Here is a 12,123-nt window from a genome sequence, read left to right as displayed (position 1 = left end):
TTTTTTTAACTTTTACTCATCTTATTTATAATTTTCCAGCTTTTATCATCAATTGGCATTACTGAAAGTCTACTTTGTTTAATAAGCGCTAAATCCCTTAAATCCTTATTTTTTTTGATATTTTCAAGGGTCACTGGTTTAGAGAACTTACTTTTAAATTGGACTGTTACCGCAACAAATCTTCCGGTCTTATCAGTTTTATCTAAATAGTGTTCTTTAATTACTTTTACTATCCCAACCACTTCCTTACCAATATTAGAGTGATAAAAAAAACATAGATCATCCTTCTTCATAATTTTTAGGTTGTTTGCTGCTTGATAATTTCTAACACCATCCCAGGGAGCACCTTTTTTGCCAGCCTTAATTTGTTGATCAATTGACCAAACATCTGGTTCAGATTTTAATAACCAATAATTCATTATTTAATTTATAATATAATAAGTTATATTTTAACTTTTTAAACAATTGTTGGACAGTTAATATTTTAGTTTATGAGAGCAGCAAATTATTCATCGATTAATATATATAATCATGATCAGATTAAAGAAATAAATAGTATCATTAGGTCAAATTTTGTACCAGGAAAAGATAATTTTGCATCAAAATCAAACAAAACTTCTGAGGTTAAATTTGTACTCTACGGAAAGCTTCAAAAATATATAGGTAAATTTGTAGATTTTTGTTTTACAGCAAACAATAATTTTTTTGGTTTTGATCTTCATCCACTAACTGATCTTAAAAAACTCAATTACAACATTTATAATACCGACCAAGAATATACTTGGCATATAGATGCAGTTCCAGGCGATCCAGTCAGAGATATTAAATTAACAGCCTTATTAAATTTATCTGATGAGAATTATGAGGGTGGAGAATTATCTTTGTTCAGAGCTAATGAAATAATTTGCAATGAATTTAATCAACCTGGGAGCGCAATTATATTTCCCTCATTTATAAATCATAAAGTTAACAGGGTAATATCAGGTAGAAGACATACTTTAGCAATTTGGTTGTCTGGACCAAAATTTAGGTAAAAATTTTAAATTTTTACACCTGCACCTTTTAAAAATGCAGCCTTCTCGTCTAAAGGCCATCTTGGTTTTGCTGGATAATCTAAATTATTAAATTCATTCAATTTATATTTTTCCAGACCTACCATTGCGATCATTGCAGCATTATCCCCACAAAGTTCTATTGGTGGAAATATACTTTTGTAATTATTGGCTTTACATAAATTAATTAACATAGATCTAATTTTTTTGTTAGCAGCAACTCCACCAGCTACTACAAAAACTTTTTCTTTTAATTCATTTTCTTTTTCAAATTCTTCAAATGCTATCTTAGTTTTCTTATAAAGAATTTCTTCAATTGTCTTTTGAAAAGAAGCTGCTAAATCAAATTTCTCTTGATCTGTTTTGATAAATTTTGAAATTCTTAAAATTGCTGTTTTTAATCCTGCAAAAGATAAATTGCATCCACCTTTATTAAAAATCGGTTTAGGTAAATCATATTTTTCAGGATCTCCTTTCTTTGCCAAAACTTCGATTTGTGGTCCGCCAGGAAATTCAATTCCCAAAAGTTTAGCTGTTTTATCAAATGCTTCACCTAATGCGTCATCAATAGTTGTTCCTAATCTTTTATATTTTCCAAGACCTTGAACACTTAAATATTGTGAGTGACCTCCTGAAATTAATAATAATAGATAGGGATAATCTAAATGAGAATTTAACTTAGGACTTAGTGCATGACCCTCAAGATGGTTAACTGCTATAAAAGGTTTATTAATTGCGTTTGCAAAAGCTTTTCCAAAACTTAAACCAACTGACAAACAAACAATTAAACCTGGCCCAGCAGTTGAAGCAACAGCATCAATTTCTTCAATTTTTTTTCCACTATCTGAAATTGCTTTTTCAACAATCCAATCTATTTTTTCTATATGTGATCTTGCGGCTAGTTCGGGAACTACTCCCCCAAATTCTTTGTGAACATCTACCTGACTAGAAACAATATTGGATAAAACTGTTGGAATTCCTTTGTCATTTTCAGTTATTATAGATGCTGCCGTTTCATCACAGCTAGTCTCTATTCCAAGAATTAAGGGTTTTTTACTCATTCAAATAGTTTTTAATAATTGTACAATCTCAATACAAGTAAGAAATAAATTTTTAATGAATAGAAAAATTATAATAGGCTCAAGAGGAAGTAAATTGGCTTTGCTTTATGCGCAAAAAGCTAAAGATAAAATTATTGAAGCTTTAAACTTACCAGATGATCAGATTGTCATTCAAACAATAACTACAAAAGGTGACCAAATTCAGGATCGAAGATTATCTGAGGTCGGTGGTAAGGGTTTATTTTCTAGTATGATTGAAAAAGAACTGAAAGAAAAAAAAATTGATATAGCCGTGCATGCATTAAAAGATATGCCAGCAATTGAAACTAAAGGACTTAGAACAAATTCATTTTTAGAAAGGACAGATCCAAGAGAAATTTTAATAACTAATGATAAGAAAAATATTAAAGAATTAAAATTAAATGCAATAGTAGGAACCTCATCTTATAGAAGGGAATTTCAAATTAAAAAAATAAGATCAGATCTTAACTGTAAATTAATAAGAGGAAATGTAGATACTAGAATCAAAAAGCTAAAGGAAGGTATTTATGATGCAATAGTTTTATCTTATGCAGGTATAAAATATTTAAATTTAGATAATGAAATTTCTGAAATTTTTTCAACTGATCAAATTATTCCAAGTGCAGGTCAAGGTATTATTGCTTTACAGTGTAGAGATAACGATGATGAAATTATAAAAGTTTTGGAAAAAATAAATCACAAAGATACTTATATGAGAGCTCACATAGAGAGAAACATTTTAAAGGTTTTGGAAGGTGACTGCGAAACTGCAATAGGTGCTCATTCAATTATAGAAGGGGATAAAATTACCGTTGAAGCTGAATTATTCTCACTAGATGGTTCTCAAATATTTTATGAAAAAAAATCTGGTAATATTGATATGTTTAAAGAAATTGGAACAGAAGTTGGTAACACTTTAAAAATTAAATCTAATAATTCATATAAAAAGTAAAATGCATATTTTGTTAACTAGACCTATAGAAGATTGTTCAGAAATGATAGTTAAGTTTCAATCTTTAGATCATAAAGTATCTCATCTACCATTAATAAATATTCAAAAAGTTCAACATGAAGAAATTAACTCTCATGATTATGGTGGTTTAATTTTTACAAGTTCTAATGCAGTGAGAAATTTAAATGTAGAAAATTTAAATAAAAAATTAATTTGTTTTTGTGTTGGTAGTGCTACAGAAAATAAAGCTAGAAGTTTAGGTTTCCAAAATACAATTGCTGCTGAAGGAAATGTTTCAAACCTTAAAGAATTAATTTTGCAAAATTATGAATTAAAAGAAACTCCACTTCTTTATGTGAGTGGTGAGATCATAACAACAGATTTAGACCAACAATTATTAAAAGAAGGGTATGTTGTTAAACGTATTATTAATTATAAAGTTAATCATACGGAAAAATTTGATGGAAATTTTGTTAATGAATTAAAGCAGAATATACCAGATATTGTTTATATTTATTCTCAAAATAGTGCCTCTAGTTTCTTAAATTTTATAAAAATCTACCACACAGAAAACCTTTGGATGAATACAAACTTGATGTGTATAGGTGAAAAAACCTCGTCAATATTGAACGAAATCAAATGGAAAAAGATATTTCTTTTTAATCCTGGAGAAGAAGAGTTTTTGTTATATAAAATTTAGGTATGGAATTAATAAATAATTTTTCTGAAATATTTTTATCTGTTTGGAATAAAGGAATACTTGGTGTTGATATTTTTCAAATTTTAATTGGAATAGGGATATTCTTACTTTTTTTAGTCTTTAGAGGGTTAATAAGTAAATTAATTATAAAAAAATTAGAAATTATTTCAAAAAGAACAACAAACAAATTAGACGATACTTTTGTTCAGTCATTAATTGGTCCAGCTAGATTTTTACCAATTGTATTAGGTTTCTTTATTGCGAGTTACTACATGACTTTTTCAACAGAGGGTAGAGAAGTAGTTGATACAATTAATAGAACTTTAATTACGATATTGATTTTTTGGGTTATTCATCAAATTATAGAACCAATTTCATATATCTTAAGTGGACTAGATAAACTTTTAACTAGAGAACTTATTGGTTGGATAATTAAATCACTTAAGATTTTAATATTTATTTTAGGATTAGCTGCAGTACTAGAATTATGGGGTATTAAGATAGGACCAATTATTGCTGGTCTTGGTTTGTTTGGAGTTGCTGTTGCACTTGGAGCACAAGATTTATTTAAAAATTTAATTTCTGGAATTTTAGTATTAGTTGAAAAAAGATTTAAAATTGGAGATTGGATTGCAGTAGATGGGATTATTGAAGGCACAGTTGAAAAAATTGGTTTTAGATCAACAACAATAAGAAAGTTTGATAAATCTCTAGCGATTATTCCTAATTTTCAATTTGCAGAAAATGCTGTGGTTAATGTTAGCGAAACATCTAATTGGAGAATTAGATGGATAATTACATTGCAGTACGACTCTACGATTGATCAATTAAAAAAAATCAGAGAGGAAATTGAAAGTTATATAAACAACAGTGAAGATTTTAATCAATCAACTGGGGTTGCGGTTAGAATTGAGAAGTTTTCTGATAGTTCAATAGATTTATTGGTAAGATGTTTTACGAATTCAAATAGTTGGAGTAATTCACTAGAAGTTAAAGAGAGATTAGCAATTGAAATTAAGCAGATTGTAGAAAAAAATAAGGCCTCTTTTGCTTTCCCAAGTCAGTCAATTTATGTTGAGAAAAAATGATAGCAATTTTTTATTTAGTTTTACAGATTTTAAAACTGTATTCTTATGTTGTAATAGCAAATGTAGTTATAAGCTGGTTGATAGCATTTAATGTTTTAAATACTCAAAATAGATTTGTTTACTCAATTTTAGAGCTTACTTACAAATTAACTGAGCCAATACTTAATAAAATTAGACGTTTTTTGCCCAATTTAGGATCACTAGATATTTCGCCAATCATTTTTCTTCTATTGATTTGGTTTATTGAAATGTGTATGAAGCTCTACATTGCACCAATAATATTTTAGAAGGTAAAATGATTTTAATTGACGGAAAAAAAGCTGCAGCTGAATTAAGAGAAGAATTAAAACAAGAAGTATCAGGACTTAAATCCAAATATAACAAAGTCCCTGGTTTAACCGTGATATTAATTGGAGATCTTACTCCAAGCCAAATTTATGTTCGTAATAAAGAAAAATCAGCAAACGAAGTAGGATTAAAATCGGAAGTAATTAAATATCCAGATAGTGTTGAAGAAAAAACTGTTTTAGAAAAAATTGAAGAATTAAATAAAGATGAAACAGTTTCAGGAATTTTAGTTCAATTACCATTACCAAAACATATAGATAAGCAAAAAGTTATTGAAGCAATTGATCCCTCTAAAGATGTAGACGGTTTTCATCCAATGAATGTTGGAAATCTTTCATCAGGTTATGAAAGCTCAGTTCCTTGTACACCTCTTGGCTGTTATTTGTTAATTAAAAAAATTGAACCAAATTTAAGTGGAAAAAAAGCAGTAGTAGTTGGTAGATCAAATTTAAATGGAAAACCAATGACTCAATTACTTTTGAAAGAAAATTGTACCGTAACAATTACTCATTCAAAAACTAAAGATCTAAAAGCTGAATGTTTAGAAGCTGATATAATTGTTGCAGCAGTTGGAATACCTGAGCTTGTAAAAGGAGATTGGGTAAAGAAAGATGCAATAGTAATTGATGTTGGTATCAATAAAACTGACAAAGGTATTGTTGGAGATGTTGATTTTGAAGATGTTTCAAAAAATGCAAAAGCTTTAACCCCAGTTCCAGGCGGTGTGGGACCAATGACTATCGCTTGTTTATTAAAAAACACAATTGAGTGTTTTAAAAGATCACAAAAATAAAGACTTTTTATCTAAGTTTAATTGTCTCAAGGATATTTAAACTGATTAAATTACAGTTGTATTTGATAAACTAGTCTAGATGAAAAAACCTAAATACGAATACAGAATTGCAATTATAATGATTTTGTTAACTGCAGTTCCAATTGGAGCTACTCAATTGGGTTGGTATTTATATAATAAGCAAGTTGGATTTGATTTTGGAATGATTGCAGGAGTTTTTTCTGTTATCTTAGCTGGATATTTGATGTATGAAAAAGGTTGGAGAGATGAGGATGAGGATTAATTAATGGAAAAAATTATTTTTTTTGCTTTAGCAGTGCCAATTTTAGGATTTGTTTTTTACCTTGGAGGATCTGCAATAATGAAAGGTTTTAAGGCTAAAGTTGATAATCGACCTATTAAACCTGAGGAAATAGAAACAGACTCTGAAACAGTAACTAGACCCTCAAATAGTAACGATTTAAGTTCTGAAATTTCAAAATTAAATGAGTTGTACAAAAATGGAGCTCTTACACAAGAAGAGTTTGAAAAAGCTAAAAGTAAATTACTGAATAGCTAAACTTAGATATGTTTAAGATTATTCCCAATAAAAAAAATATTGGGGCTGAGATTATTGGTAATGTTAAAAAAATTTCTAAAAAAGATTTTAAAATTTTTTTAAAAGCACTTGAGCTTTATGGTATGATTTTTTTTAGAAGGCAAAAATTAAGTTCTTCAGATTATATAGAGTTTGCTAAACATTTTGGTAAATTAGCAAAATATCCAAGACTAAAAGGATTAAGTAAGAAATATAAACAAATTACTGTTGTTCAAAGAAAAGCAACAGATAAGGGACCTAGTTTTGGAGAACAGTTCCACACAGACTCAATTTACACAAAAAAACCACCTAGATTTACAATGCTTTATTCTAAACTAGTTCCTAAAAAGGGTAGAGCAAATACTGAATTTTCCTCTCAATACTTAGCTTATGATTATTTGTCCAAATCAATTAAAAATAAATTACTCAAAGTGAAGGGAAGGTACTCTTCTGAAGGACCAATTTCAGTTACTACAAGAGAAAGAGTAAAAGAGAAGGGTAGAAAGATTGAAGAATTAAAATCTATTCATAAAATTATAAAAAAGATAAACTCTAAAAATACGCTTTATTGCAGTCCAGGACATCTTGTAGGATTTTCTCCAAATTTAAAAAATTTTGAAAAAGTTAAAAAACAATTATTTAAGCACCAAGTTAAAAAAAAGTTTCAATACTCATTAGAGTGGGAAAAAGATCAGTTAGCTATTTGGGACAATAGATCCATGCTCCACCAAGCTACCCCTTTTAAAGGCAATAGAATTATGCATAGAATAACTATATTGTAGTTATAATAATTCGTTTAAGGATTTTAACTCACCAATATTAAATGTAATTGCATCTTCTCTTTTAAATCCATAATTTTCTGCATTATCTTTAAATCGAATTGGTGGTTCCATAATTGGCTCTAAAGATAAAACAAAAGTCCCCCAATGCATTCCTAATACTTTTTTGCTTTTAAGATCTTTTGCTACATTTAAAGCTTCTTCTGGAGTTGTGTGGTAAATAGTTTTGTCAAACATTGGTTTAAAATTATATGCTCCAATGTTGATCATAGTAAGATCAATTGGACCATATTTTTCCCCTAATTCTTTATAAATATTTCCATAACCAGTATCGCATGCAAATAAAATTTTCCTATTTTTATATTCAATTAAAAAATTTCCCCACAAAGTTTTATTTGTATCTGTTAGGCTTCTTTTTGACCAATGAACTGCTGGTAGCAAGGTTACTTTTAAATCACTATTAATATTTTTATGATCATACCAATCCATTTCATTTACATCTTTGTAATTCTTAAAATATTTTCCAAGGTTAAGTGGAACCAATACTTTTGCATCCTTGTATGGAAAATTTCTGATAGTTGACATATCTTGATGATCATAATGATTGTGAGTTAATAAAAATAAATCTGTTTTTGGAATTTCGTTTAGATCTAAAGCAGGTTTAGTAAATCTTTTTGGTCCAAATATTAACGGACCTGCATTTTTTGAAAAAACAGGATCAGTAATAATTGTTGTATTACCTAATTTAATTAAATAAGTAGCGTGCCCAATCCAGGCAATGTAATCATCATTTTTGTATTTTTCTAAATTAGACTTCACTTTTTCTTTTTCGACAACATGCTCTTTTGGAAAATTAAGACTAATATTTTTTCTTAATTTACTGAAAGTTCTATAAGAAAATTTACCTGATCTAGATATTACAACTGGTGAACCTTCAGGATTTCGAAAAGTTCCATCTGATAAGTGGTGATAAGGTTTCTCTTTCACTTTATTAATTATTTTTTTCCATTAGCCACAAATCATCTCCAGCTAAAAAGTAAATTTTCCCATCAACTGGGTGAACTTGTATGTCTCTAATTCTCCCAATTTTATCCTTAAAAATAATTTCCTCTTGGATTTCAGATGTGTTTGAAAATATTAATTTTCTTAAAGATTTATCTTTAAGAGAAGTAATTAATGCGTGACCATTCCATTCCTCAAACTCTTTACCTTTATAAATTGTAATAGCACTTGCAGCGATTGACGGAACCCAATATTGGATGGCTTTTGTAAATCCTGGTTTCCATTTTGGACCAATTTTAGTTCCAGAATAATTTGTTCCTCCCCAGCCTAAAATTTTCCACCCATAATTTTCTCCTTTTTTGACCTCTCCAAACCAATCACCACCTCTTGCTCCATGATTGCTCATATAAATTTTTCCATCAAATTCTGAAAAAGTTAAACCCTGAGGATTTCTAACTCCTATCTGGTATATCTCTGGAAGCCAATCTGGCTTACCTTCAAATTTAGGGTTATCTTTTGGAATACTTCCATCTAAATTAATTCTAATAATACTGCCCGGATGTTGAGTTGGATCTTGAGCAATCATATTCAAGCCTCTTTCACCTGCAGAAGCAAATAAGTAATTTTCCTTGATAGCAAGTCTCGATCCAAAATGATATCCAGACTCAATTGGTGGATTTGCTTGAAATATATTTTTAAAATTTAAAGAATTCTTATTTAAATTTGCTTTTGCAATTGAGGTACTGGTTTTCCAGTCTCCTCTATTTTCTGAATATGAAATCCATAATTTTTTATCTTTATGAATAATATCTAAAAGACCACCTTGACCATGAACAAAATAGTTTAAATTATGTTCAATTTCAGAAATATTTTTTGAAACAATGTTTATTATTTTAATTTTGCCACCTTTTTCTGTAACAATTAATTCTTCACTATTAATGAAACTTGAACCCCATGGTTCACTAAAAGACCCTAATTTTTCAAAATTATAATTTTTAGAATTTGCTATTGTGGAAATTAAAATAAAAAAAAATATTAAAATAAATTTTTTCACTTTATGAAAGTTTAGATCTACCACCATCTACAGCTATAACTTGACCAGTGATCCAAGAACTATCTTCTGTAAGTAAAAATTTAGCAAGTGACGCTGAATCTTTTCCTTCCCCCAATCTTTTTAATGGATGCGCTTTTGCAATACCTTCTGCTAAAGCAGCATTTTTTAACATTGGTTCAGCAATTTTAGATTTTGTTAAGCTTGGTGCCACACAATTTACTCTTATGTTTGGAGCAAATTCTGCAGCTAAAGAAACAGTCAGACCTTCAACAGCTGCCTTTGCTGACGCTATAATTGCATGATTGGTGAAACCTCTTTGTGCGGCAACAGTTGAAAACATTACAATTGAACCTTTATTTTTTTTTAAACTTTCTTGATATCCCTTGATAGCCTCTACAGCAGAATAAAGATTAAGTTTCATGCATTTTTGAAAATCTTGCTCATTAATCATTCTAAGTGGCTTTAAGTCTATAGATCCTACACAGTAGGCCAATCCTTTGATTTCAGAAATATCTGATTTAATTTTTTCTATAAATCCATCCTCCAAAACATCCACAACAGTATGTGAGCACCCAAGCTTTTCTACAATTGGAGCAAGTTCACTTTCATTTCTTGCAACTAAATGAATATCATTTCCTGAATTTTTTAATTGTTCTGCTAAACTAGATCCAATCGAGCCAGTTGCACCAAAAATAAGATATTTTTCTGACATAAAAATTTTTATTAGTTATATTTAAATATGAAGTTATTTTTTATACTTGGCAATCAATTATTTCCAACAAAATACATTGACCGCTTCAAAAAAGACCATCTATTTTTTATGGCCGAAGACAAGGGTTTATGCACCTATGAAAAGCATCATAAACAGAAAATTTTATTATTTTTATCATCAATGCGATCTTATGCTGATGAGTTAAAGAAAAATAAATTTAAATTAGACTATGTCAAAATTGAAGACAAAGAGTTTCATGATGATTATTTAAAAAAGTTAAAAAATATTATTACTCAAAAAAAAATAAAAGAAATTTCTAGTTTCGAAGTAGAGGATAAATTTTTTGAAAAAAAAATTTATCAATTTTTAAAAAAAGAAAAAATTAATTGGAATGTAATTCAAACACCAATGTTTTTAAATTCTAGAGAAGATTTTAAAAATTATTTATCAAAATCAAAAAAACCTTTTATGGCAACTTTCTACAAGGATGTTAGAAAAAAATCTGGAATATTGATGGGGTCAGATGGTAATCCAATTGGAGGTAAATGGAGTTTTGATGAAGATAACAGAAATAAATTACCAAAAGATATATCAATTCCTAAATTTCCAAAAATTAATGAAACTAGTCACACAAAAAAATTGAAGCCTATTATTGAGAAGGAATTTAAAAACCATCCAGGGAGTACAGAGAATTTTTGGTTTGCTACTGAATATGACGATGTAGTTAAACTTTTAAACTTTTTTATAAAAGAAAAATCTAATCTATTTGGTGATTATGAGGATGCTGTTGATCAAAAAGATAATATTCTTTTTCATAGTGCTTTAAGTCCTTATATAAATTTAGGCATAATAACACCTGAATTTGTAATCCAAAAAATTTTAGATTTTCATAAAAAAAATAAAATTAGAATAAATTCCTTAGAGGGTTATGTGCGTCAGGTAATTGGATGGAGGGAATTTATGCGTGGAATTTACCAGTCCTACTCGCATGAAATGGAAACAGGAAATTTTTTTAAACAGAATAGAAAAATGAAAAGTTCATGGTATGAGGGTACTACTGGTCTTCCACCATTAGATTATGCGATTAAAAATGCAGTCACCAATGGCTGGTCACATCACATTGAAAGATTAATGATCTTATCCAATATTATGAACCTCTGTGAGATAAAGCCTACAATTGTTTATAAGTGGTTTATGGAGATTTTTGTAGACTCATCAGACTGGGTAATGGTTCCCAATGTATATGGAATGGGATTGTTTAGTGATGGAGGGATTTTCGCGACTAAACCATATATTTGCGGATCTGCATATTTTATGAAAATGATGGACTTTAAGAAAGGTGATTGGTGTAACACCATGGATGGTCTTTATTGGAGATTCATAGATCGGAACAGAAAATTCTTTTTAAAAAATCCAAGACTATCAATGATGGTTAGAATTTTTGATAAAATGAAAGATGAGAGAAAAAAAATGATTTTATCAGAGGCTGATAAATTTATTAAACAAAATACAAACTGAACTATATGTATATTGCCATTACTGGTTTAAAGCCAAAAAATTTTTTTTCAAAATTAAGATTTTGGTTGTTAGCAATCCCATCTTTTAGGGCAGCACAAAAAGCTGAAGGAAACATATTTTGTGAAACGAAGCCATTTAACGGATACCAGCATACTTTAACAGCTTGGAAAGATAGAAAACTGATGGTTAAATATTTAAATGGAACTGAGCACTCAAAAGCAATGAGAAATTTTAGAGCAATTGCAGCAGGTTCTACATATGGTTATGAAAGTGATCATATTCCAAATTGGGATGAAGCTTTAGATCTTTGGAATAATAATTTTAAAGAATATTAAATTGAAAAAACAAAACTTACCTTCAAAAATATGTCCTGTATGTAAAAGACCATTTACGTGGCGAAAAAAATGGAAACTTAATTGGGATAGAGTAAAATATTGTTCCAAAAAGTGTTCTAAGCTAAGTTAAT

At 28.9% G+C, this 12,123-nt stretch carries 17 protein-coding genes; 12 read left to right on the top strand and 5 right to left on the bottom strand.

Features of this window, described 5'->3' with window-relative positions; genetic code table 11:
• Positions 1–5 precede the first annotated feature (5 nt).
• On the bottom strand, positions 6–419 hold the full coding sequence (locus ACTTA8_RS06685) for an EVE domain-containing protein (protein ID WP_440655044.1): 414 nt from the start codon (positions 417–419) through the stop codon (positions 6–8).
• 72 nt (positions 420–491) lie between these two features.
• Between ACTTA8_RS06685 and ACTTA8_RS06680 the strand changes: the two genes are divergently transcribed.
• Entirely contained in the window at positions 492–1,034 is a 543-nt protein-coding gene (locus ACTTA8_RS06680; RefSeq protein ID WP_440655043.1) for a 2OG-Fe(II) oxygenase, read from the top strand.
• Between the two features lie 5 nt (positions 1,035–1,039).
• On the opposite strand, the gene tsaD is transcribed toward ACTTA8_RS06680, so the two are convergent.
• Positions 1,040–2,113: a tRNA (adenosine(37)-N6)-threonylcarbamoyltransferase complex transferase subunit TsaD gene (tsaD, locus tag ACTTA8_RS06675; RefSeq protein ID WP_440655041.1), complete on the bottom strand. Its 1,074-nt coding sequence runs from the start codon at positions 2,111–2,113 to the stop codon at positions 1,040–1,042.
• A 55-nt stretch (positions 2,114–2,168) separates the two neighbouring features.
• Between tsaD and hemC the strand changes: the two genes are divergently transcribed.
• The 8 genes from hemC (at position 2,169) to ACTTA8_RS06635 (ending at position 7,374) form a co-directional block, all read left to right on the top strand.
• Positions 2,169–3,086: a hydroxymethylbilane synthase gene (hemC, locus tag ACTTA8_RS06670; RefSeq protein ID WP_440655040.1), complete on the top strand. Its 918-nt coding sequence runs from the start codon at positions 2,169–2,171 to the stop codon at positions 3,084–3,086.
• Between the two features lies 1 nt (position 3,087).
• Entirely contained in the window at positions 3,088–3,786 is a 699-nt protein-coding gene (locus tag ACTTA8_RS06665; protein ID WP_440655039.1) for a uroporphyrinogen-III synthase, read from the top strand.
• Between the two features lie 2 nt (positions 3,787–3,788).
• On the top strand, positions 3,789–4,874 hold the full coding sequence (locus tag ACTTA8_RS06660; protein WP_262589969.1) for a mechanosensitive ion channel family protein: 1,086 nt from the start codon (positions 3,789–3,791) through the stop codon (positions 4,872–4,874).
• Positions 4,871–5,161, top strand: a complete 291-nt coding sequence (locus ACTTA8_RS06655) for a YggT family protein (RefSeq protein ID WP_440655038.1) — start codon at positions 4,871–4,873, stop codon at positions 5,159–5,161. Before ACTTA8_RS06660 ends, ACTTA8_RS06655 begins: the two co-directional genes overlap by 4 nt.
• 8 nt (positions 5,162–5,169) lie before the next feature.
• Positions 5,170–6,015 carry a bifunctional methylenetetrahydrofolate dehydrogenase/methenyltetrahydrofolate cyclohydrolase FolD gene (gene folD / locus ACTTA8_RS06650; protein WP_440635371.1) on the top strand — a complete coding sequence of 282 codons (846 nt, stop codon included), beginning with the start codon at positions 5,170–5,172 and terminating at the stop codon, positions 6,013–6,015.
• A 79-nt stretch (positions 6,016–6,094) separates the two neighbouring features.
• The gene (locus ACTTA8_RS06645; RefSeq protein WP_262589965.1) at positions 6,095–6,298 is read left to right on the top strand and encodes a hypothetical protein; all 204 of its coding nucleotides are present in this window, start codon (positions 6,095–6,097) and stop codon (positions 6,296–6,298) included.
• Positions 6,299–6,301: 3 nt separating this feature from the next.
• The gene (locus ACTTA8_RS06640; RefSeq protein ID WP_440655037.1) at positions 6,302–6,574 is read left to right on the top strand and encodes an SHOCT domain-containing protein; all 273 of its coding nucleotides are present in this window, start codon (positions 6,302–6,304) and stop codon (positions 6,572–6,574) included.
• 8 nt (positions 6,575–6,582) lie between these two features.
• Positions 6,583–7,374 (top strand): TauD/TfdA dioxygenase family protein, encoded by a 792-nt coding sequence (locus tag ACTTA8_RS06635; protein WP_440655036.1) that lies wholly within the window; start codon positions 6,583–6,585, stop codon positions 7,372–7,374.
• Here the strand turns inward: ACTTA8_RS06635 and ACTTA8_RS06630 are convergent, their stop codons facing one another.
• The 3 genes from ACTTA8_RS06630 to ACTTA8_RS06620 are packed head-to-tail and all read right to left on the bottom strand — an operon-like array spanning position 7,375 to position 10,139.
• The gene (locus tag ACTTA8_RS06630; RefSeq protein WP_440655035.1) at positions 7,375–8,358 is read right to left on the bottom strand and encodes an MBL fold metallo-hydrolase; all 984 of its coding nucleotides are present in this window, start codon (positions 8,356–8,358) and stop codon (positions 7,375–7,377) included.
• Positions 8,359–8,362: 4 nt separating this feature from the next.
• Entirely contained in the window at positions 8,363–9,454 is a 1,092-nt protein-coding gene (locus tag ACTTA8_RS06625) for a PQQ-dependent sugar dehydrogenase (protein WP_440655034.1), read from the bottom strand.
• A complete protein-coding gene (locus ACTTA8_RS06620) occupies positions 9,429–10,139 on the bottom strand; it encodes an SDR family NAD(P)-dependent oxidoreductase (protein WP_440655033.1) in 711 nt (236 codons plus the stop codon). The genes ACTTA8_RS06625 and ACTTA8_RS06620 overlap by 26 nt, the downstream gene beginning before the upstream one ends.
• Positions 10,140–10,166: 27 nt before the next feature.
• On the opposite strand from ACTTA8_RS06620, the gene ACTTA8_RS06615 reads away from it, so the two are divergent.
• Genes ACTTA8_RS06615 through ACTTA8_RS06605 form a run of 3 tightly spaced genes read left to right on the top strand, consistent with a single transcriptional unit; the run spans position 10,167 to position 12,122 of the window.
• Entirely contained in the window at positions 10,167–11,657 is a 1,491-nt protein-coding gene (locus tag ACTTA8_RS06615; protein ID WP_440655031.1) for a cryptochrome/photolyase family protein, read from the top strand.
• A gap of 5 nt (positions 11,658–11,662) precedes the next feature.
• Positions 11,663–11,992, top strand: a complete 330-nt coding sequence (locus tag ACTTA8_RS06610; RefSeq protein ID WP_440655029.1) for a hypothetical protein — start codon at positions 11,663–11,665, stop codon at positions 11,990–11,992.
• Between the two features lies 1 nt (position 11,993).
• Complete coding sequence (locus ACTTA8_RS06605; RefSeq protein ID WP_262589955.1) at positions 11,994–12,122, top strand: DUF2256 domain-containing protein; 129 nt, start codon at positions 11,994–11,996, stop codon at positions 12,120–12,122.
• Position 12,123: the final 1 nt, after the last annotated feature.

This window comes from Candidatus Pelagibacter sp. HIMB1506 (assembly GCF_052047935.1).
GTDB lineage: Bacteria > Pseudomonadota > Alphaproteobacteria > Pelagibacterales > Pelagibacteraceae > Pelagibacter.
Note: the sequence above shows the minus strand (reverse complement) of the source record. Positions and strands in the feature narration are given on the sequence as shown.

What these genes read in the sequence shown, in the direction of transcription:
- ACTTA8_RS06680 (WP_440655043.1), top strand. Translation starts at nt 492, where the DNA reads ATGAGAGCAGCAAATTATTCATCGATTAATATATATAATCATGATCAG.
- folD (WP_440635371.1), top strand. Translation starts at nt 5,170, where the DNA reads ATGATTTTAATTGACGGAAAAAAAGCTGCAGCTGAATTAAGAGAAGAA.
- ACTTA8_RS06640 (WP_440655037.1), top strand. Translation starts at nt 6,302, where the DNA reads ATGGAAAAAATTATTTTTTTTGCTTTAGCAGTGCCAATTTTAGGATTT.
- ACTTA8_RS06625 (WP_440655034.1), bottom strand. Translation starts at nt 9,454, where the DNA reads ATGGTGGTAGATCTAAACTTTCATAAAGTGAAAAAATTTATTTTAATA.
- ACTTA8_RS06635 (WP_440655036.1), top strand. Translation starts at nt 6,583, where the DNA reads ATGTTTAAGATTATTCCCAATAAAAAAAATATTGGGGCTGAGATTATT.
- ACTTA8_RS06685 (WP_440655044.1), bottom strand. Translation starts at nt 419, where the DNA reads ATGAATTATTGGTTATTAAAATCTGAACCAGATGTTTGGTCAATTGAT.
- ACTTA8_RS06610 (WP_440655029.1), top strand. Translation starts at nt 11,663, where the DNA reads ATGTATATTGCCATTACTGGTTTAAAGCCAAAAAATTTTTTTTCAAAA.
- hemC (WP_440655040.1), top strand. Translation starts at nt 2,169, where the DNA reads ATGAATAGAAAAATTATAATAGGCTCAAGAGGAAGTAAATTGGCTTTG.
- ACTTA8_RS06665 (WP_440655039.1), top strand. Translation starts at nt 3,088, where the DNA reads ATGCATATTTTGTTAACTAGACCTATAGAAGATTGTTCAGAAATGATA.
- ACTTA8_RS06645 (WP_262589965.1), top strand. Translation starts at nt 6,095, where the DNA reads ATGAAAAAACCTAAATACGAATACAGAATTGCAATTATAATGATTTTG.
- ACTTA8_RS06660 (WP_262589969.1), top strand. Translation starts at nt 3,789, where the DNA reads ATGGAATTAATAAATAATTTTTCTGAAATATTTTTATCTGTTTGGAAT.
- ACTTA8_RS06615 (WP_440655031.1), top strand. Translation starts at nt 10,167, where the DNA reads ATGAAGTTATTTTTTATACTTGGCAATCAATTATTTCCAACAAAATAC.
- ACTTA8_RS06655 (WP_440655038.1), top strand. Translation starts at nt 4,871, where the DNA reads ATGATAGCAATTTTTTATTTAGTTTTACAGATTTTAAAACTGTATTCT.
- ACTTA8_RS06620 (WP_440655033.1), bottom strand. Translation starts at nt 10,139, where the DNA reads ATGTCAGAAAAATATCTTATTTTTGGTGCAACTGGCTCGATTGGATCT.
- tsaD (WP_440655041.1), bottom strand. Translation starts at nt 2,113, where the DNA reads ATGAGTAAAAAACCCTTAATTCTTGGAATAGAGACTAGCTGTGATGAA.